The following is a 19166-nucleotide window of genomic DNA, read 5'->3' as shown; positions in this document are numbered from 1 at the left end:
CACCTCCGAAAATTATGAAACCGTTCCCAAATATCTGACATTACGCCGATTAGATGGATAATTCTTTAGATAATTGATACATATCTTTATCGATTGTATGCTTTTGAGCTAACGCTTCGATAATGTCATGATCAACAAGTTTATTATCTTGAATACCTACACAACGTCCACCTTTACCAGCAATTAACAACTCAACTGCTCTTGCACCAAGACGACTTGCTAATACACGGTCTTGTGCACTTGGTGATCCACCACGTTGTACGTGACCTAATACAGTTACACGAGTATCAAAGTTTGTTGCTTCTTCAATGTGCTTACCGATGTCAATTGCACTTCCAACACCTTCAGCTACAATGATAATACTGTGTTTTTTACCACGTTCGCTACCACGTTTTAGACGAGCGATTACATCATCCATGTCATACTCTTCTTCTGGAATTAAGATTGTTTCTGCACCATCAGCTAAACCAGCCCATAATGCGATATCTCCAGCATGACGTCCCATTACTTCGATAACATATGTACGTTCATGAGATGTAGCTGTATCACGGATTTTATCAATTGCATCAATAACAGTGTTTAAAGCTGTATCGAAACCAATTGTGAAGTCTGTTCCAGGGATATCATTGTCGATTGTACCTGGTACACCAACACATGGGAATCCTTGTTCAGTTAATTTTTTAGCGCCTTGGTAAGAACCATCTCCACCAATAACAACAAGTCCTTCGATACCATGTTTCTTTAATTGCTCGATACCTTTTAGTCGTACTTCTGGGTCTTTAAACTCAGGACATCTTGCTGTATATAATTTCGTACCACCGCGGTGGATAATATCGCCAACAGAACCAAGTTCTAATTTTTCAATGTGACCAGAAATTAATCCAGCGTATCCATGGTAAATACCATATACTTCAATATCATGGAAAATCGCTTTACGAACAACTGCACGAATGGCAGCATTCATACCAGGTGAATCTCCACCACTTGTTAATACACCAATACGTTTCATTTGTACTCACCTCATAAAGATTATTTGCCTTATAATAAAATAACACGAAAAAATATAAAAACACAATGGAGAAGATGTGTCTTTTCATAATAAAAACGTGCATTCGCGAAGAGGAACGCACGCTTTTCTTATTTTATCCCAATGGAAGCGTTTGAAAACGAAACTTGCCCAATTTTCATATATTTTTCATAACGTTTTTCGATTAATTCATCTTTCGAAATTCCGTTTAATTGTTCAAAAGTTTTTCTAATTATTAAGTCTATATTTTCTGACTGTTTCAAAATATTACGGTGAGCTCCACCTTTTGTCTCTGGAATAATTTCATCAATTACACCTAATTCTTTCAAATCTGCTGCTGTAATTTTCATTGCCTCTGCAGCTTCCTTTGCTTTTCCTGCATCTTTCCAAAGAATTGCCGCTGCACCCTCTGGTGTAATAACAGAATAAGTGGAATTTTCTAGCATATGAATGTAATCTCCTACTCCAAGGCCTAGCGCACCACCACTACCGCCTTCACCGATAACGATACAAATAACTGGTACCGTTAAACCTGCCATCTCAAATAGGTTGCGGGCAATAGCTTCACTTTGTCCACGTTCTTCAGCTGCTTTACCAGGATAAGCTCCCTTCGTATCGATGAAACAAATAATAGGACGATTAAACTTTTCCGCTTGTTTCATGAGACGCAGTGCTTTTCGATATCCTTCTGGATGAGGCATTCCAAAGTTACGGCGAATATTTTCTTTCGTATCTTTTCCGCGCTGATGCCCAATTACAGTTACAGGCATCCCTTTATATTTCGCAATGCCGCCGACAATCGCTGCATCATCGCCAAATAGACGATCTCCATGACATTCGAAAAAATCAGTAAATAAGTGCTCAATATAATCGAGCGTTGTCGGTCGTTCTGCATGACGAGCAATTTGAACACGGTCCCATACTTTTAGATTGCCGTATATATCTTCCTCTAAATTTTCTAGCTTTTCTTCCAAAATACGAATCTCCTCACTGAAGTCCATCTGGCTGTTTTTCGTATAGTCTTTCAGTTCACGAATCTTATTTCTTAGCTCAACAACTGGTTTTTCAAATTCTAGCTCTGCCATACAGCCACTTCCCCTCCTTGATGAACTTCTAAAATCTTACGAAGCGATTCTCTCATATCATCACGATGCACCACCGCATCTAATTGACCATGATCTAGTAAGAATTCTGCCGTTTGGAAATCTTCCGGTAGTTTCTCACGCACCGTTTGTTCAATTACACGTCTACCAGCAAATCCGATAAGTGCACCTGGTTCTGCAAGATTATAATCACCAAGTGAAGCGAAACTCGCTGAAACCCCGCCCGTCGTTGGGTGAGTCATAACAGAAATAAATAATCCTCCTGCATTACTATGCTTTTTCAAAGCTACGCTTGTTTTTGCCATTTGCATTAAACTTAATATACCTTCTTGCATACGGGCACCACCCGAAGCAGTAAAGATAATAAATGGAACTTGTAAGTCGTACGCCTTTTCAACCGCACGGGCGATTTTTTCTCCTACTACAGAGCCCATGCTCCCCATTCGAAAACGAGAATCCATTACTGCAACAACAACAAGCATGTCATCAATTGTTCCTTCACCAGTTACAACCGCTTCGTTCAATTCAGTCTTCTTACGATCGCTCTCTAGTTTCTCTTCATAACCTGGAAACTCGAGTGGATTTAATGAAACCATTTCTTTGTCATACTCACGGAATGACCCTTCGTCCAATATACTATCAAGACGTTCCCATGCATTCATAGGATGATGATATCCACAATTCACACATACTTTTAAATTTTTTAGAAGTTCTTTCGTATACATGATTTTTTTACATTCCGGACATTTTGTCATAACGCCATCTGGCACATCTTTTCGTACTTGTTCTGAAGGTATTGCAGCGTACTTTTTCTTTTTCACGAATAAATCTCTTAGCACAATTTGACCCCCTTCGTTGAGAGCTAAGGTTAGCGTAAGAAGAAAATGGGGCTAACACCAAAGTTTGATGTTAGCCTTATCTTCTCAATCTGTCTAATAACCTCACTCTTTACGTTTAACTTTAACCGCTACGCGGTAGAATGTTTGTCATAACGTGTCATGGTCATTTCGACAAATTTTATACATTACGAGTGAAACTGTATATTCTCTACTAATTCATCGTAAATTTTTAGTGCATCATTTTCTTGTTTTTCTTCCAAAGTAGCGTAAAGCTTTCTATACATATCGATAGAATCTCTTGAAACTTTACAAGAAAGCGTTGATACGTAATCATTTACGATCATCCAAATGCGATATAGTAAATAATTATCGACTTGTTCAATAAGTGTTTTAAAGAACGTTTGATGAAGCGTTGGGATTGAGTTTTCATTTCCTTCAAGTACTTGGTGTAATTTACTTAGCACTTTAGAAAACGTTTCTTTCGGTAAATTACATACAATTCGAATCATATCTTTCTCGAGTAATCGTTTCGTTTGTAATAAATCACGAATTGTTTTCTCATCTTGCAATAAGAACGGAGCAATTAATTGTACAAGACCGTTATCATAAAAGTTTCGAATAAACGTCCCTTCACCACGTCTCGTTTCAATCAATCCTACCAGTTCTAAAGCACGCAATGCTTCTCTTACAGAGGAACGTCCTACGTTTAAGCGTGAACTTAACTCACGCTCAGACGGCAAACGATCTCCCGCCACCAATCCATCCTCTTCCATAATGGAACGGATTTTTTTTACAATTTCGAGATATACTTTTGTATTTGATGATGTCAATGGAATTTCCTCGCTTATTCTTTACCAATCAGCGCTAATTGTTTTGTTTTTTCAGCGATCTCATTTGGATCTACTTGACGGCGAGCTACTCCTGTCTCCATTGCTGCTTTTGCAACGTAAGCCGCTACTTGAGGCGCTACACGCGCGTCAAATGGTGCCGGAATGATATAGTCTGCATTTAACTCATCTTCTGCTACAAGCTCAGCAATAGCCTGTACAGCTGCCATCTTCATTTCTTCGTTAATTTGTGTCGCATGTACGTCAAGTGCACCGCGGAAAATACCAGGGAACGCCAGTACATTATTTACTTGGTTCGGGAAGTCAGAACGACCTGTTCCAACAACAGCTGCGCCCGCTGCTTTTGCCAATTCTGGCATAATTTCTGGAACTGGATTCGCCATTGCAAAAATAATCGCATCGTCATTCATTGTACGAACCATCTCTTCTGTTAATGCACCTTCTGCAGATACACCAATGAATACGTCTGCACCTTGTACAACATCAGCTAAAGAACCTTCTATACGATTCTTATTTGTATATTTTGCAACTTCATCCTTCACCGGATTCATACCTGTAGGACGACCATCATAGATTGCCCCTTTACGGTCACACATAATAATGTCGCGTACACCATAGCGATATAAAAGTTTAATAATTGCAATACCTGCTGCACCTGCGCCATTTGCGACAACTTTAATGTCAGACATTTTCTTTCCAACTAATTTCAGTGCATTTACAAGACCTGCTACTGTTACAATAGCTGTTCCGTGTTGATCATCATGGAAGATAGGAATATTTGTTTCTTTTTTCAAACGCTCTTCAATAATGAAGCAGTTTGGTGCTGCGATATCTTCTAAGTTAACGCCGCCAAAAGTTGGCTCCATTAATTTTACAGTTTCAACAATTTTATCTACATCGTTTGTATTTAAGGCAATTGGGAATGCATCTACACCAGCAAAGCTCTTGAATAATACAGCTTTACCTTCCATTACTGGAAGAGATGCTTCAGGTCCAATGTTACCAAGACCAAGTACAGCTGTTCCATCTGTCACAACTGCTACCATATTTCCCTTCATCGTATATTCATATACCTTACTTTTATCGTCATAAATTTCTTTACAAGGTTCTGCAACCCCTGGAGAATATGCAAGACTTAAATCTTTTGCATTTTCTACTTTTACTTTTGATACAGTTTCTAATTTTCCTTGATGCACTTTATGCATGTGAAGTGCTTCTTCACGAAGTGTTGACAAACTATCCACTCTCCTCAAATTATTCTTGCTGATATCAATTTCTCCAAGTGGTCTGACCACGAACACTACTACTATAATAATCGAAGTGTAGGGAAATTGTCCATTATATTTTCACAACTACATTTTCTTCCCCGACAATTTCACGAAGTGCTCCTAAACATTCTTCACTTGGATGAATCGATAAACTCCGAGATAATTGTACCATTTTATGTTCCTTTTCATAATAAATTAGTACTTTCGCAAAACCTGAATAGTCGAACAATATTTTCGTAACCCGATTTAAAAGCTTTTTCTCATACTGAGATGGCAATTTCACGTAAACAGATGCGTCTTTCTTTTCTTCATAAACATCCATTTCCTCTAGCGGATATAGTCCATTTACAATCCATTGCAGCTTATGATTTCTTAGCTCAATCGTACCGTCAACTAAAACAATTGCTCCTTCTTGCAACTTATCCGAGAAATGTATATACGTTTCCGGGAAGAGGACCGCTTCCATTTCATCATTTTGATCACAGAATGTAATAAATGCCATCTTTTGAAACTTTTTCGTACGAATCACTCTAACACTTGTTATATACACAATAGCTCTTTGTACTTTTTTCTTGTGTCGCATCGCCTGAGCGAGAGATGGAATTTCTAATTCTTTTGCTAACTTCACATATTGCGCTGTCGGATAACTTGATAAATAAAAGCCAAGTACTTCTTTCTCTTTATTTAGTTGTTCAATAAAAGATAGCTCTTCTCCTTGTACATATTTTGATTTTGGAACAGCATCTCCTAAATCACGTGCGAGATTCGCGTACTCTAACGCCCCTTTAATACTTTTCCATAAATTCGTTCTCGAAACACCAAAATCATCAAAACATCCCGACCAGACGAAAGCTTCTAAATTACGCTCCGTTACGAACTTTGACGGCATACGGAGACAAAATTCAAATAAATCTTCGAACATTTTTTTCTCTCGTTCTTCTAATAATGCCGTCACTGTAGCCATTCCAATATTTCGGATCGAAAGTAAACTGTAACGTATCGCATTCCCTTCTATTTGGAAGTTATAACCACTTCTCTGAAGAGACGGCGGCAAAACGTGAAAACCTTTCCGCTTCGTTTCTCGTATATACTGTACAATTTTATCTTCATTTCCAATTGCGCTTGATAATAATGCCGTCATAAATTCCAGCGTATAGTTCGCTTTCAAATAGGCAAGCTGATATCCGATCATACTGTAAGCTACAGCGTGACTTCGGTTAAAACCGTAATTCGCAAATCTTACAATTAAATCATAAATTTTTTCAGCAGACGTCTCATCATATCCATTTCGCAAACATCCCTGGACGAAATGCTTACGTTCCTGATCTAAAATATCACGATTTTTTTTACTCACTGCACGGCGCAGTAAATCTGCTTCTCCAAGCGAAAACCCTGCTAACTTCGATGCAATTTGCATAATTTGTTCTTGGTATACAATGACGCCGTATGTTCTTTCTAAAATTGGCTTTAAATCCGGATGTAAATATTCGATTTTTCTTTTTCCATGTTTCGATTCAATAAAAGTCGGTATCTGTTCCATCGGTCCTGGTCTGTATAACGAGTTAACAGCTACGATATCTTCAAACTCATTCGGTTTTAACCCGCAAAGTACATTTCGCATACCGCCTGACTCAAGCTGGAATACACCTGTTGTATCTCCTCTCCCTAATAATTGGAATGTCTTTTCATCTTGAAGAGGTAAGTTTCTTATATCGATTTCTTTCCCAGTTTTGTTCGCGATAAATTTTATAATATTTTCAAGTAACGTTAAATTACGTAATCCTAAAAAGTCCATCTTAAGCAACCCAAGTTCTTCTAGCGCATCGGCTGGATATTGCGTAACATAAACATCGTTATGTCCTTCTTGAATTGCTACACTGCCTGTTAGCGGTTCTTGACTCATAATAACACCAGCCGCATGAATAGACGTATGACGTGGTAAACCTTCTACACGTTTTGCGATTTCAAACACACGCTCATGCAAAAGATTCCCTTGTATAAACTCACGAAGTGATTGTGATTCTTCATATGCATCTTTTAACGTTATACCAAGCTTTGATGGGATAAGTTTTGAAAATATATCAATATCTCGCGGCGGAAGCCCCATTACGCGGGCAATGTCTCTAATTGCCGCTTTTGCTGCAAGCGTACCAAACGTTACAATTTGCGCAACACGGAGCTGACCGTATTTATCTTTCACATAGCGAATCATCTCATCACGTCTTACGTCTGGAAAATCAATATCAATATCAGGAAGCGTCACACGTTCAGGATTTAAAAACCTTTCAAATAATAGATCGTATTCAATTGGATCAATATCTGTAATTTCTAATACGTATGAAACGAGTGAACCAGCTGCCGATCCACGACCTGGTCCTGTTAGAATATGATTTTCATGTGCATACTTCATAAAATCCCATACGATGAGGAAATAATCACTAAATCCCATACGAGAAATAACATTTAATTCATGATCCAAACGCTTTATATGCACTTCTTTCGGTTCACCATATCGTTTCCGCAAACCTTCTTCACAAACACGACGCAAGTATATATCACTCGTTTCATTAGACGGAACAGGAAACTTCGGAAGTTGATTTACATGGAACGGTATTTCTACTTGGCAACGCTCTGCAATTTTTATTGTATTTTGGATTGCTTCCGGCGCATGGGAAAATAGTGCTTCCATTTCATCCGATGACTTTAAATAATACTGATCTGTTTTCAGCCTCGGCCTATCTGGATCAGTCATTTTCGTTCCACTTTCAACAGATAGTAAACATTCGTGAACAAGCGCGTCACTTTGATTGATATAGCGCACATCATTTGTTGCAACGACTGGAATATTAACCCTACTAATAAATTCAGGTAGTTTCTCTTGTAAAAGCAACTCATCTTGAATTGCATGATGCTGCAAACTCATATAAAAATGGCCGAACATATTTTGATACGTGCGAGCTACTTCTTCAGCCTGACTCTCATTGTCTTCTAGTAATAATTGCTCAATTTCGCCATCTTTACCTGGCGAAATAGCAATTAATCCTTTCGCATAATGCGCAAGCCACTTCTTAGGAATACCTTCTTTGGACTTTGTCATAATACTGCTAGAAATCTTTAATAAATTTTGGTAGCCTATTTCATTCTCAGCAAGTAATACAAGCGGATAAGACCTTTCTTCTTCTTCACTAAAAATAGAAGCGGTTAATCCAATAACAGGCTGTATACCATGTTTCTTACATGCTTTATAAAACGGAATAACACCATACATAACATTTTCATCCGTAATAGCTAGCGATGAAAAACCAAGTTCTTTCGCCCTGACTACAAGCTCATCAATTTTACAAGCACTTTTTAATAAACTAAAAACGGTTTGACATTGTAAATGCACAAACTTCACTGTTGTACCCTCTCTTTACCTATTTGACTACTTTTATTATAGGTGATGAGGAAAGCGGAAATCAAAACATACTTCTTATACTTTGTCCATATATATGAAGAAGAAAGGGGAATGACGATGGATGTAAGAGAACATACTTTTTTCTCTCTGCTTATTATTAGTTATTTTATTGCCTTTGGGGTTATACTTGGCGGTTCATTAATTGGTGGATTTGGTGCGTTTCTTATCGGAAAACCAGCTCTAACTTACATTAATCAATTCGCCCAAAATTTAAGGATTTGGGCACTCGTTGCAGCAATCGGCGGAACATTCGATACCTTTTATAGCTTTGAAAGAAGTTTCTTTGGCGGAGATATGAAAGATATCGTAAAACAAATTCTCCTTATTTTTTTCGCAACTGGTGGTATGCAAACAGGTCTCATTATTATTAAATGGCTAACGCAGGAACATGTATGAGAGTACCAAGTGCCAATACAGCAAAAAGATGGTACTTAGTATTAGCTGGTGCTGCTGTTGGAGGCGTGTTGAGCTGGTTTATTTTTTTGTACATATACGGTGTTTTTCAACAAGAACAAGCTAGTAAAATAGCAGAACAAAGAGAAATTATAGAAAAACAAGAAGCAAAGCTCCACGTCCTTCTCGAAGATCAAGAAAAATTGAACACTGAAAATAAACGGCTCTTAACCATTCAAGAGATTAAAATAAAACTTATCAATCGAGAAAAATACGATTTAGACAATCTTACACTCGAAAATATGACTACATCTATTCATAATGATCTCCAGCATCTTTTAACGAAAAACATTCAAAGTATCGCAAAAAATAAAGACCTACTAAAAAAGGTAATCGAAAATAAAACATACAAACATTACGATCGCCTATACCGTTTTAAAGTCGATACAATATCTTTTGATACAGTGCTTGAAATTAGCATTACTATAGAGAAAGAAAAATAAAGAAGGAGGGCTTTAGCGCCGCTCCTTCTTTTCGTTCTAACATATAGTCTTTTATTTACAAATCTCACGTAAATCAGCAAAAAGACGATCCGCTTCTTCCCAAGAAGATGCCTTGGCACCAGAAGCCATCGGATGCCCTCCGCCGTTATATTGCATTGCCAATTTGTTTATAACTGGTCCTTTTGAACGAAGACGAACACGAATTACGTCATCTTCCTCTAAAAATAGAACCCACGCCTTTAATCCATCAATATTGCCAAGCGCTCCAACAACACCAGATGCTTCAGAAGGAAGTACATCAAACTCTTCTAATACTTCTTTCGTTAATTTAATGTAAGCTGCTCCTTCTTCTACCATCGTAAAGTTTTGTAAAATATAACCGTTTAAACGAGCAATTTTTTCTTTTGTCTTATACATTTCATTGTATAAATCTGTGAATTTCACACCCATATCAACAAGCTCACTTACGTAACGAAGTGTTTTTGCTGTCGTATTTGGGAATAAGAAACGACCTGTATCTCCAACAATTCCTGCTAAAATAAGGCGAGCTGCTTCTTTTGTTATTTTTAATCCTTTATCTTTTCCATAGTTATAAAACTCATAAATCATTTCACTTGTAGAACTCGCTGTCGTGTCTACCCACGTAATATCTCCATATGGATCTTCATTTGGATGATGATCAATTTTAATTAACATCTTCCCTTTTGTATAGCGTTGATCGTCAACCCGTTCTTGATTCGCAGTATCACAAACAATAACAAGCGCATTTTCGTATACACTATCTTCAATATCATCCATTACTCGTAAGTATGCTAGTGACGGTTCATTGTACCCAACCGTATAAATATTTTTCTCTGGAAACGATTCTTGTAGAATTGTACCAAGACCACCCTGTGAACCTAACGCATCTGGGTCCGGACGCACGTGGCGATGAATAATAATTGTATCAAACTCTTTAATTGCTCCTAAAATTTGCTCATGCATATGTATAATCTCCTTTTTAATCAACTTCTTCACTTTATCCTCCATTATAACGGAAAGTATTTCATTCATGCGAACAATTGCTTTATAATAAAAGTTAGAAAGTTTAGATATTTCTTTTTCTTTTCTATTATTTTTCACAAAGCGATGGGAGTGTTCACTATGCCAGTATTAGTCTTCTGTATTATCATCTCATTTATGTTGTACCTCTTTTACAAAACAAAATACTTTCGTACAAACCGCCCAATGGAGAAAGGTTGGCTCTCAGGAAAATCCGCAATGGCACTCGGTTCATTCGTTTTATTTTTCGGGATAAACCAATTCTTTTTAGAACTTTCAACCGCTCGTATTATCGTTGGTGTTTTATTCGTTCTATTTGGTAGTGCAAGTGTATTTAACGGGTTTCGCCAATACAAACATTTCTTGCCATTAGCAGTTAAAGAAGCCGAAGTCTATGAAGCAACATAAAAAAGCATCAATATTGTGATGCTTTTTTACGTCCCTTAACTTTCAAAATCATATATGCAACAAACGCAGATGGTATATTAAATGGGTTACCTTGTACATGAAAATGTAGTTGTTCTTCTCCAAAAGACATTTTTTCATATAGCTCTCGCTGAGATAATCCTGTCTTTTCCTTTTTTTCATGTAAACCTTGTAAATATAAATATTGGATCGGTATCATTACAAGAAAGTAAAATAGTGCGATACTACCAAAAAAGAGTACGGCTGACGACATAATGCATACCACCTTTCAGAATTCCATTTTCTTACAATATAATCATAACACAATATACAACTAAATTGAATTACTATTCTGTCTTTTCTTACGTTACTTTTCCACTCCACTCCATACATATTTCACTAAAACTCCCATCTAAAATCATGCCTTTCAAATTTAAAACAACAAAAAAAGATGGAACAAATCAAAACGATTTGTTCCATCTTTTTATTTATCGATTAACTGCACCATAAGTAATGCCTTTCCAACAACATTACCTTCATGATGCACCTCTACATCGACCTTACCAAATTTACGCCCAATTTCTAATACTTTCGGATGAACAGATACAACATTATCAATTTGAACCGGCTTTACGAAATAAATCGTTAAGTTTTCAACAATTAAATCGCTTTTCTTTTGCGCACGAATGACGCGATTTGTCGCTTCTGTCACAATTGTTGCAAATACACCGTACGATAACGTTCCGATTGAGTTCGTCATTTGCGGCGTCACCGAAAATTGATATAGATGCTCATTCTTCGCTTCTTTCGGCGTCATAAATTGATTCGTTACAATATCATCAATGGTTTCTCCAACTTGTGGCTGCCGTTGAATCATTTGCAGTGCCTGAAGTACATCTTGACGGCTAATAATACCTTGTAGTTTATTTCCTTCATCAACAACAGGAAGTAACTCAATACCTTCCCACACCATCATACGTGCCGCAGCTGCGACAGACATTTTACCGTTCACTGTAATTGGGTGTTTTGTCATCACTTTATCAATTGGTGTTTCTTTCGCTACACCGATCATATCTTTTGAAGTCACGATTCCTAGCACTTTGTTACTTTCATCAACAATCGGATACCTTCCGTGCATCGTCTCTTCATTATAGGCATGCCATTGCTGCACTGTATCATTTGGCTTTAAATATAACGTTTCTTCAATTGGCGTTAAAATATCTTCAACGAGTACAATTTCTTTCTTAATAAGCTGATCGTAAATCGCACGGTTAATTAACGTTGCAACTGTAAAGGTATCGTAACTACTTGAAATAATCGGCAGTTTTAATTCATCTGCTAATTTCTTCACATGATCTTCCGTATCAAATCCGCCCGTAATTAATACAGCGGCTCCAGTTTCTAACGCTAATTGATGTGCGTTCGTACGGTTACCGACAATAAGTAAGTTCCCAGCTTCTGTATAGCGCATCATCGCTTCTAATTTCATTGCCCCGATTACGAATTTATTTAACGTTTTATGTAGTCCTTCTCTGCCTCCAAGTACTTGACCGTCGACAATGTTAACGACTTCTGCATATGTCAGTTTTTCGATATTCTCTTTCTTCTTTTGTTCAATTCGAATTGTTCCGACACGTTCAATTGTACTAACATACCCTTTATTTTCTGCATCTTTAATTGCACGGTAAGCGGTCCCTTCACTTACACTCAAATCTTTCGCAATTTGTCTTACAGAAATTTTATGGCCTACTGGCAGGCTATTAATATGTTCTAAAATTTGGTTATGCTTGGTAGCCAAATGGTTTCACCATACTTTCTTTTCCCTAAATTCTTCATGTGTTGTACTTTCAGTATACTATATTTTCAAAACTGTTACACTCTCTCTTTGCATACCTGTACTATTTTTTTTATAACAAAATGACTCTTACATTCCACCAGTCATTCTATTACAACAATGTAATGCTATTGTCATCTCATTCGATAGTTCGCACACTTGATTACCTATACAATTAAGACAAGAAATAAAACAAAGGAGCGAACACATGATGAAAAAACTTTTAGAGGTTGTAGGTGCTGTATTTTTAGCTTTCGTAGATGGGAAAAAAGTTACAATGGAATTGAATGAAACACCTGAGCAGCCACGTACCAAAAGAAAAGAATCACCAAAACAAATACAAGTATTAAAAGCTGTCCTACACACGTAAAAACCCTTCACTTTTCTTTTCAAATGAAGGGTTTCTTTTCTATAGTGTAATACTTTCTCCAGCTTCTAATACTTTCCCTGTACAATTTTGTAGCTTTTCTACAAATTGATATGGATCTTGTTCAATAACTGGGAACGTATTGTAATGCATCGGTACAACAGTTTTCGCATTAATCCATTTTGCCGCTAGTACAGCATCTTCTGGTCCCATTGTGAAATTATCACCAATTGGTAAAAATGCTAGATCAACTTTATTTAATTCCCCAATTAACTTCATATCAGAGAATAGTGCAGTATCTCCTGCGTGGTATACAGTTCTCTCTTCTGCTGTAAATAAAATACCTGCTGGCATACCTGTATATGTAATCGTCTTATTTTCTTCATCAATATAACTAGAGCCGTGGAATGCTTGTGTAAACTTCACTTTTCCGAAGTCAAATTCATGTGAACCACCAATATGCATCGGGTGTGTATTTACACCTTGCCAACTTAAAAATGTTGCTAGTTCAAATGGCGCTACAACAACTGCATTATTTTTCTTCGCAAGCTCTACTGTATCTCCAACATGATCACCGTGTCCATGCGATAAAAGGATTGCATCCACTTTTACATCTTCAGCTTTTAAATCTGTTTTCGGATTACCTGTTAAAAACGGGTCAATTAAAATAACTTTTTCATTCGCCTCAATTTTCACAACTGAATGTCCATGATAAGATACTTTCATTATTACATTCCTCCCCTATTCACATTCTCACTTTTTATTCTACATGATTTTTCAATTCCCTGTCTTTTCTAACATCTATTTACTTGTCATAACACTTTCTTCCGAGTTAAAGTTATATTTGTAATTAAATATCTCGGGGGTGCCAATCGATGAATGCTAGATTAGAAAATTTAATGCAATGGCTAAAAGAAAAAAACGTAGAAGCTGCGTTCTTAACTTCTACACCGAACGTCTTCTACATGACAAACTTCCACTGTGAACCACACGAAAGATTACTTGGTATGTTTGTATTCCAAGAAAAAGAACCTATTTTAATTTGCCCTAAAATGGAAGAAGGTCAAGCGCGTAACGCTGGCTGGGCACATGAAATTATCGGATTTACTGATACTGACAGACCATGGGATATGATTGCAAAAGCAATTAAAGACCGCGGCATCAATGCAAATGCAGTTGCAATTGAAAAAGAACATTTAAACGTAGAGCGCTACGAAGAATTAACGAAATTATTCCCAAATGCAGCTTTCAAATCAGCTGAGGAGAAAGTTCGCGAACTTCGTTTAATTAAAGATGAAAAAGAACTTTCTATTTTACGCGAAGCAGCTAAAATGGCGGACTATGCTGTTGAAGTTGGTGTAAATGCAATTAAAGAAAACCGCAGCGAGCTACAAGTATTAGCAATTATTGAACACGAATTAAAAACAAAAGGCATACATAAAATGTCATTTGATACGATGGTATTAGCAGGTGCGAACTCTGCTCTTCCACACGGTATTCCTGGCGCAAACAAAATGAAACGCGGCGATTTCGTACTATTTGATTTAGGCGTAATCATTGATGGTTATTGCTCTGATATTACACGTACAGTAGCATTCGGTGAAATTTCTGAAGAGCAAACTCGCATTTACAACACTGTACTTGCTGGACAACTACAAGCAGTTGAAGCATGTAAACCAGGTGTTACACTTGGCGCAATCGACAACGCTGCTCGTTCTGTTATCGCAGATGCAGGTTACGGTGACTTCTTCCCACACCGCCTGGGTCACGGACTTGGAATTAGCGTACACGAATATCCAGATGTAAAAGCTGGCAACGAGTCTCCATTAAAAGAAGGTATGGTCTTCACAATCGAGCCAGGTATTTACGTACCAAACGTAGGTGGCGTTCGTATTGAAGATGATATTTACATCACAAAAGACGGATCAGAAATTTTAACGAAATTCCCGAAAGAATTACAATTTGTAAAATAATAAAAAAGGCAGCGGGATTGCTGCCTTTTTCTATTTCTCTACTATTTCAAATTTAGCACCATCTTCTCCTCATACTTATCATCCCATTTAATCACAACTTCTATAGGTTCATCTTTAGAGATAGGCGCGCAACTTACACAAGAAGACTTCATTTCAATCTTTGCTCCTCTATGAACTTCTGACGTTTGTGTCATTGTACTAAAGGCTCCATTAATAGCAATCTCTAAGTTTTTAAATTCTGTCTTTCCATCCCCGCCCTTATATTGAAACGTAAACATCCCATCTTCACTGTCATCCTTAATATGCCCTTTATATTGTCCAGTCCAACTTTTGCTCTCGCTAGAAAAAGTAACATACGAAATGGAACAGCTTCCTAAAAAGAAAATACTAATGAAAAAGAATAATGCTCTCTTCATAATGCCCCCCTCCATTCAAAAGCATTTATTTATTGTCTATTTCTTCCTCTTATTATACTATTAAAATACAGAATTTTCTAAAATAGGTGGTTTATATGTTACAACAACAGTTAGAAGAAATTCGTAATAATCATTACGTAATGGATACAATTAACATGGATTCTTTAATTTCCAATATGCTTAAACATATCGGTGTTACCGATAGCTATTTAAGGGACAAACTTATTTGCTCTACTTTTTACCATCTCATCAAAAAGGACTACCTTTCACACACACAATTACAGAAACTATTATTAGAAAGCATCAGTGACAAATATTTATTGTATAAGATTCATTCGGATGACGAAGATGCGGTATTTACCCGTGCATTTACAACATTATTAATTGCACTCATTATTGATGCCGATACAAATCATAATTTCTTATCACAGGCTGATCTTTTACATGTAAAAGATCGATTAGTGTTATATATGAACAACGAGCATGATTTCCGCGGATATGTGCAAGACCACGGCTGGGCACATAGTATCGCTCACGCTTCTGATACATTTGAGGCGCTTGTTCGTAGTCCTAAACTGGAAACTTTATATTACGAAGAAATATTACAAACTTTATTAAACAAAGTTTGTGTCCATTCTATTTACTACAAATATGAAGAAGACGAACGTCTCGTTTATCCGATTGTCGCAATGCTACAAAATGGTCTAAAGGAAGAGGTACTCCTATTAGCCCTTCATGAATTAGTAGCTCAATTACCCGTCAAAAAACAGACATTACATACTGAATCGTACGAGTACCTATACGGAAATATAAAATCTTTCTTACGTAGTTTGTTTTTCCGACTACGCACACTGTCTATATGTGAAGAAACCGAATGCAAAATTGAAAAATTGCTGCAAGACCTTCCAAAATATTATTAAAAAAAGAAGGCCACTTAGAAAGTGCCTTCTTCTATTTCACTAATATTTAATTGAAATTTCACGATCCAAACTGAGAAAAGGTGGACAAGAAGCGCAAACGCCATACATGCTCCGCTTAAAAAAGTTAGTATAGGATGCGAATACACGTGCCCCAATCCATAGGATATCGCCACGAAAAACATTGTTATGTAAATATAAATTGCTCCATGTATTTGCCTCATATAAACCTCCTTTTCCCATATTATAACATAAGTTTTCTGATTATTCACATTAATTACTCGTAATCAATATTTCTCAACTGTTACACCTCTTACAGCAGCCTTAATATACGGTGACCCTTGTAAACTTTGTAAATCCTCTGTTTTCCTGTTACGACTACACCGTATATTGGTAAGTCTTTTGTTTTGGTGTTTTTTATTTCTTTATCCCGCATTAACAGGCAGTAAGACCCCCACATCAAAATTCAGCGGAAGCAAAGAAGTTAGGGGGGGGCGGACTGCTCGTAAAAGCCCGATTGGTGAGGGCTGATAATCAGTAGGGGATGCCCCCCCCACTGATTAAAGTTTCACTTTATAGTTTATCCTAAAATATTCTCGATATCCCTCTTTATTTTCACTTAAAGATATCCAAATACAGCTTTTATAAATTTTTCCATAATAAAAAGCACATTTATTTTGATGTGCTCTTCACATATAATTTAGTAAAATATGAACCATTTTTTTGAAACAAAAACTCCCACTCATCTCTCCCCATACTATCGTTATGACTTAGTTGCCATAATAATTGAACGAGGATAAAATCCCAGCTTTTCATAAAATGATACAGCTTCATTTCCATACACTACTGTTAATTCAATTTCATCTATCTTTTTCACTTTAAACCATTCCACTGCACTATTCATTAATTTCAAACCAAATCCGTTTCTTCGGTATTTTTCATCAACAAATAAAACTTCAATCTTTCCGCTTACGCTTTTACTATACGCTATACAAAATCCTAATATATTATCTGTTTCTGACTCAATCAATAATTCAATTCTATATTCTCCGTACTTTGAGTTCTTTTTATAATTTTCAATACGTTCCTCAAATGTCATTCTTGGGTAATCGCCAGAAAAATATTTTGATTTATTATTATGATATTCATGCAATTTATTTAAGGATTCTCTTATTATCTCTATTTCATCGAGAGTGATATATTTATTACTAATTCTCATCCTATAGCATCTCCAATAATATATATTTCAGCAAAAAAATAAGACTGTTTTTTGTTCACAAAATATTACTCTATTACTCCATCGCTTCCCTCACAACATCTTGAATCATAACAACTTCTGTTTTCATATCAATAGACATTGCTTCTTCATCAATACATTCATACCAAAACGCTAAGTGCTTTTTATCGATTTCATAATGAGAATTTTCGACAAGAGCCCCGCCTTCTCCTTGCACAGAATACCAATATAAGTACTCTTCTCCATCTCTTATTTCCCGGAAAATTGTCTCAACGTACATCTTTTCGTCGTTTAATGTCAAAAGGACTTCTTTCATATTGTCATTAAGAAGCTGCATCCATTCATCTACTCGATGACTCTTACCAGGCTTAACTTTAAATCTCGTTAATTCCACATTCATTTTTATTCCCCCGTTTTCTTACTTACAAACAATCTATATTCTATCGGATTATGAAAACTTAATTTACTAGCTAGTTTTTGCGAAGGAATATTGTCTACATAACAATCCCAGCACGGTGTAATATCATTTTGCATGCAATGCTCAACGAACCGTGTCGCAACAGCTTGAGCTAATCCTTTTCCTTGATATGCTTCATGTGTTGCGATATCTATTTCAGCATAACCATTCCCGCTAAATATTGAGACACATTCAGCTACAATTATCCCATCTTGTTCTATACAAAATCCAAAACCACTATTCAAAAACGTTTCTTTTGATCCCCAATATCCTTTGTAGTACTCCTCTGTAAATTCACTGCTTCGTTCTATATCACTTTTATCAATACGCTTCACTGCATATGTATTTTTATTTGCATCTTGTGTTCGCTCTTCAAAGATTTCTCTTTGGAATTTCATTCGTGGCATATTCCGAAGTACATTACTAAAACACCCTTCAATCATCATTTCCCACTCTTCACTTGAAGCGAATAGTGTAAATCTCTTCTCTGTTTTTTCAATAGCCATTTTTAAATACATCAATAAATCTTCATTATAATTTTGATCATCCGTATGACCAAATAAATAATAGATACCGTTAACTGTACGAATTAATCCTGCTGTTAACTTCTCGTTGGCAAAAACCTCACCATCTACCATTTGATCACATACCGCATAAGCAAATGTCGTCGTTCTTGTATTACTTTCCAAAATCGGAATGATTTTTCTATACTCGGCTACAGATAATTTTTTCATAATTGCTCCACTATAATCGTATCAGCCTCTATATGTTCAAAACAAAGATTTACCGTCCTCTTTAATGCTCTCGTTCTATGAATCGTACATGCTGGAATTAAAATAGAATCATTTGGCTTTAAAACCGCCGTTTCTCCATCTTCAAAATCAATAAGTAACTCTCCCTCTAGCACAATAAATAATTCATCCGAATTAGAATGATAGTGCCAATCATATTCACCAGTAAATACAGCGATGCGTAAGCAATGACTGTTTATGTTTGAAACGACGAAGTTTTTATGTTGATCTTGAATGTCTTTTGTTAATTCTATTAAGTTCACAGTTTCCATATTTCATCCCATCCTTCC

At 36.5% G+C, this 19166-nt stretch carries 22 protein-coding genes and 1 pseudogene; 6 read left to right on the top strand and 17 right to left on the bottom strand.

The window, feature by feature from the left end; genetic code table 11:
* Window positions 1-49 precede the first annotated feature (49 nt).
* The 6 genes from pfkA to dnaE all read right to left on the bottom strand — a co-directional run bounded on the left by pfkA (window position 50) and on the right by dnaE (window position 8482).
* Window positions 50-1009 carry a 6-phosphofructokinase gene (pfkA, locus tag QCI79_RS18720; protein ID WP_000821156.1) on the bottom strand — a complete coding sequence of 320 codons (960 nt, stop codon included), beginning with the start codon at window positions 1007-1009 and terminating at the stop codon, window positions 50-52.
* A 128-nt stretch (window positions 1010-1137) separates the two neighbouring features.
* Window positions 1138-2112, bottom strand: a complete 975-nt coding sequence (gene accA, locus QCI79_RS18715) for an acetyl-CoA carboxylase carboxyl transferase subunit alpha (RefSeq protein WP_000818807.1) — start codon at window positions 2110-2112, stop codon at window positions 1138-1140.
* Complete coding sequence (gene accD, locus QCI79_RS18710; protein WP_000942857.1) at window positions 2100-2969, bottom strand: acetyl-CoA carboxylase, carboxyltransferase subunit beta; 870 nt, start codon at window positions 2967-2969, stop codon at window positions 2100-2102. The genes accA and accD overlap by 13 nt, the downstream gene beginning before the upstream one ends.
* Before the next feature lie 185 nt (window positions 2970-3154).
* Window positions 3155-3799, bottom strand: coding sequence for a FadR/GntR family transcriptional regulator (locus QCI79_RS18705; RefSeq protein WP_000204440.1), 645 nt, complete (start codon window positions 3797-3799; stop codon window positions 3155-3157).
* A gap of 14 nt (window positions 3800-3813) precedes the next feature.
* The gene (gene ystJ / locus QCI79_RS18700; RefSeq protein WP_161508111.1) at window positions 3814-5022 is read right to left on the bottom strand and encodes an NADP-dependent malic enzyme; all 1209 of its coding nucleotides are present in this window, start codon (window positions 5020-5022) and stop codon (window positions 3814-3816) included.
* 133 nt (window positions 5023-5155) lie between these two features.
* A complete protein-coding gene (gene dnaE, locus QCI79_RS18695) occupies window positions 5156-8482 on the bottom strand; it encodes a DNA polymerase III subunit alpha (RefSeq protein ID WP_021728738.1) in 3327 nt (1108 codons plus the stop codon).
* Between the two features lie 42 nt (window positions 8483-8524).
* On the opposite strand from dnaE, the gene QCI79_RS18690 reads away from it, so the two are divergent.
* Complete coding sequence (locus tag QCI79_RS18690; RefSeq protein WP_002005839.1) at window positions 8525-8938, top strand: YtrH family sporulation protein; 414 nt, start codon at window positions 8525-8527, stop codon at window positions 8936-8938.
* Window positions 8935-9438 carry a sporulation membrane protein YtrI gene (gene ytrI, locus QCI79_RS18685; RefSeq protein WP_001265740.1) on the top strand — a complete coding sequence of 168 codons (504 nt, stop codon included), beginning with the start codon at window positions 8935-8937 and terminating at the stop codon, window positions 9436-9438. The genes QCI79_RS18690 and ytrI overlap by 4 nt, the downstream gene beginning before the upstream one ends.
* A gap of 51 nt (window positions 9439-9489) precedes the next feature.
* Here the strand turns inward: ytrI and QCI79_RS18680 are convergent, their stop codons facing one another.
* The gene (locus QCI79_RS18680; protein ID WP_000545136.1) at window positions 9490-10422 is read right to left on the bottom strand and encodes a DHH family phosphoesterase; all 933 of its coding nucleotides are present in this window, start codon (window positions 10420-10422) and stop codon (window positions 9490-9492) included.
* 159 nt (window positions 10423-10581) lie between these two features.
* On the opposite strand from QCI79_RS18680, the gene QCI79_RS18675 reads away from it, so the two are divergent.
* A complete protein-coding gene (locus QCI79_RS18675; protein WP_001144753.1) occupies window positions 10582-10887 on the top strand; it encodes a YtpI family protein in 306 nt (101 codons plus the stop codon).
* A gap of 7 nt (window positions 10888-10894) precedes the next feature.
* On the opposite strand, the gene QCI79_RS18670 is transcribed toward QCI79_RS18675, so the two are convergent.
* Both QCI79_RS18670 and QCI79_RS18665 read right to left on the bottom strand, forming a co-directional pair.
* On the bottom strand, window positions 10895-11158 hold the full coding sequence (locus tag QCI79_RS18670) for a DUF3949 domain-containing protein (protein ID WP_000093045.1): 264 nt from the start codon (window positions 11156-11158) through the stop codon (window positions 10895-10897).
* 210 nt (window positions 11159-11368) lie between these two features.
* The gene (locus tag QCI79_RS18665) at window positions 11369-12682 is read right to left on the bottom strand and encodes a CBS domain-containing protein (protein ID WP_000201590.1); all 1314 of its coding nucleotides are present in this window, start codon (window positions 12680-12682) and stop codon (window positions 11369-11371) included.
* A 244-nt stretch (window positions 12683-12926) separates the two neighbouring features.
* Here QCI79_RS18665 and QCI79_RS18660 point away from each other — a divergent pair, with 244 nt between their 5' ends.
* Complete coding sequence (locus QCI79_RS18660) at window positions 12927-13088, top strand: hypothetical protein (protein ID WP_000976306.1); 162 nt, start codon at window positions 12927-12929, stop codon at window positions 13086-13088.
* Window positions 13089-13127: 39 nt separating this feature from the next.
* Here the strand turns inward: QCI79_RS18660 and QCI79_RS18655 are convergent, their stop codons facing one another.
* Window positions 13128-13811: a metal-dependent hydrolase gene (locus tag QCI79_RS18655; RefSeq protein WP_000868920.1), complete on the bottom strand. Its 684-nt coding sequence runs from the start codon at window positions 13809-13811 to the stop codon at window positions 13128-13130.
* A gap of 149 nt (window positions 13812-13960) precedes the next feature.
* Between QCI79_RS18655 and pepQ the strand changes: the two genes are divergently transcribed.
* Window positions 13961-15058 carry a Xaa-Pro dipeptidase gene (pepQ, locus tag QCI79_RS18650; protein WP_021728737.1) on the top strand — a complete coding sequence of 366 codons (1098 nt, stop codon included), beginning with the start codon at window positions 13961-13963 and terminating at the stop codon, window positions 15056-15058.
* Between the two features lie 41 nt (window positions 15059-15099).
* On the opposite strand, the gene QCI79_RS18645 is transcribed toward pepQ, so the two are convergent.
* Window positions 15100-15474 (bottom strand): hypothetical protein, encoded by a 375-nt coding sequence (locus QCI79_RS18645; RefSeq protein ID WP_000816708.1) that lies wholly within the window; start codon window positions 15472-15474, stop codon window positions 15100-15102.
* Between the two features lie 95 nt (window positions 15475-15569).
* Between QCI79_RS18645 and QCI79_RS18640 the strand changes: the two genes are divergently transcribed.
* On the top strand, window positions 15570-16394 hold the full coding sequence (locus QCI79_RS18640; protein WP_000941455.1) for a DUF2785 domain-containing protein: 825 nt from the start codon (window positions 15570-15572) through the stop codon (window positions 16392-16394).
* A gap of 14 nt (window positions 16395-16408) precedes the next feature.
* Here the strand turns inward: QCI79_RS18640 and QCI79_RS18635 are convergent, their stop codons facing one another.
* The 6 genes and pseudogenes from QCI79_RS18635 to QCI79_RS18610 all read right to left on the bottom strand — a co-directional run bounded on the left by QCI79_RS18635 (window position 16409) and on the right by QCI79_RS18610 (window position 19148).
* The gene (locus QCI79_RS18635) at window positions 16409-16615 is read right to left on the bottom strand and encodes a hypothetical protein (RefSeq protein ID WP_001248905.1); all 207 of its coding nucleotides are present in this window, start codon (window positions 16613-16615) and stop codon (window positions 16409-16411) included.
* Between the two features lie 63 nt (window positions 16616-16678).
* Window positions 16679-16818 (bottom strand): annotated as a pseudogene (locus tag QCI79_RS18630) (anti sigma factor C-terminal domain-containing protein); the annotation flags it as partial.
* 336 nt (window positions 16819-17154) lie between these two features.
* Window positions 17155-17610, bottom strand: coding sequence for a GNAT family N-acetyltransferase (locus tag QCI79_RS18625; RefSeq protein WP_001222923.1), 456 nt, complete (start codon window positions 17608-17610; stop codon window positions 17155-17157).
* Between the two features lie 73 nt (window positions 17611-17683).
* Complete coding sequence (locus QCI79_RS18620; RefSeq protein WP_001100208.1) at window positions 17684-18028, bottom strand: DUF6176 family protein; 345 nt, start codon at window positions 18026-18028, stop codon at window positions 17684-17686.
* Window positions 18029-18030: 2 nt separating this feature from the next.
* The gene (locus QCI79_RS18615) at window positions 18031-18819 is read right to left on the bottom strand and encodes a GNAT family N-acetyltransferase (protein WP_000736729.1); all 789 of its coding nucleotides are present in this window, start codon (window positions 18817-18819) and stop codon (window positions 18031-18033) included.
* The gene (locus tag QCI79_RS18610; RefSeq protein WP_000450931.1) at window positions 18816-19148 is read right to left on the bottom strand and encodes a cupin domain-containing protein; all 333 of its coding nucleotides are present in this window, start codon (window positions 19146-19148) and stop codon (window positions 18816-18818) included. Before QCI79_RS18610 ends, QCI79_RS18615 begins: the two co-directional genes overlap by 4 nt.
* Between the last annotated feature and the right edge of the window lie 18 nt (window positions 19149-19166).

The organism is Bacillus cereus group sp. MG1 (assembly GCF_040460035.1).
GTDB lineage: Bacteria > Bacillota > Bacilli > Bacillales > Bacillaceae_G > Bacillus_A > Bacillus_A cereus.
Note: the sequence above shows the minus strand (reverse complement) of the source record. Positions and strands in the feature narration are given on the sequence as shown.

Excerpts from the sequence above, each read along its gene's own strand:
- pfkA (WP_000821156.1), bottom strand. The coding sequence starts at position 1,009 with ATGAAACGTATTGGTGTATTAACAAGTGGTGGAGATTCACCTGGTATG.
- accA (WP_000818807.1), bottom strand. The coding sequence starts at position 2,112 with ATGGCAGAGCTAGAATTTGAAAAACCAGTTGTTGAGCTAAGAAATAAG.
- ystJ (WP_161508111.1), bottom strand. The coding sequence starts at position 5,022 with ATGCATAAAGTGCATCAAGGAAAATTAGAAACTGTATCAAAAGTAAAA.
- ytrI (WP_001265740.1), top strand. The coding sequence starts at position 8,935 with ATGAGAGTACCAAGTGCCAATACAGCAAAAAGATGGTACTTAGTATTA.
- QCI79_RS18680 (WP_000545136.1), bottom strand. The coding sequence starts at position 10,422 with ATGCATGAGCAAATTTTAGGAGCAATTAAAGAGTTTGATACAATTATT.
- QCI79_RS18675 (WP_001144753.1), top strand. The coding sequence starts at position 10,582 with ATGCCAGTATTAGTCTTCTGTATTATCATCTCATTTATGTTGTACCTC.
- QCI79_RS18670 (WP_000093045.1), bottom strand. The coding sequence starts at position 11,158 with ATGTCGTCAGCCGTACTCTTTTTTGGTAGTATCGCACTATTTTACTTT.
- QCI79_RS18660 (WP_000976306.1), top strand. The coding sequence starts at position 12,927 with ATGATGAAAAAACTTTTAGAGGTTGTAGGTGCTGTATTTTTAGCTTTC.
- QCI79_RS18655 (WP_000868920.1), bottom strand. The coding sequence starts at position 13,811 with ATGAAAGTATCTTATCATGGACATTCAGTTGTGAAAATTGAGGCGAAT.
- pepQ (WP_021728737.1), top strand. The coding sequence starts at position 13,961 with ATGAATGCTAGATTAGAAAATTTAATGCAATGGCTAAAAGAAAAAAAC.
- QCI79_RS18645 (WP_000816708.1), bottom strand. The coding sequence starts at position 15,474 with ATGAAGAGAGCATTATTCTTTTTCATTAGTATTTTCTTTTTAGGAAGC.
- QCI79_RS18640 (WP_000941455.1), top strand. The coding sequence starts at position 15,570 with ATGTTACAACAACAGTTAGAAGAAATTCGTAATAATCATTACGTAATG.
- QCI79_RS18635 (WP_001248905.1), bottom strand. The coding sequence starts at position 16,615 with ATGAGGCAAATACATGGAGCAATTTATATTTACATAACAATGTTTTTC.
- QCI79_RS18625 (WP_001222923.1), bottom strand. The coding sequence starts at position 17,610 with ATGAGAATTAGTAATAAATATATCACTCTCGATGAAATAGAGATAATA.
- QCI79_RS18620 (WP_001100208.1), bottom strand. The coding sequence starts at position 18,028 with ATGAATGTGGAATTAACGAGATTTAAAGTTAAGCCTGGTAAGAGTCAT.
- QCI79_RS18615 (WP_000736729.1), bottom strand. The coding sequence starts at position 18,819 with ATGAAAAAATTATCTGTAGCCGAGTATAGAAAAATCATTCCGATTTTG.
- QCI79_RS18610 (WP_000450931.1), bottom strand. The coding sequence starts at position 19,148 with ATGGAAACTGTGAACTTAATAGAATTAACAAAAGACATTCAAGATCAA.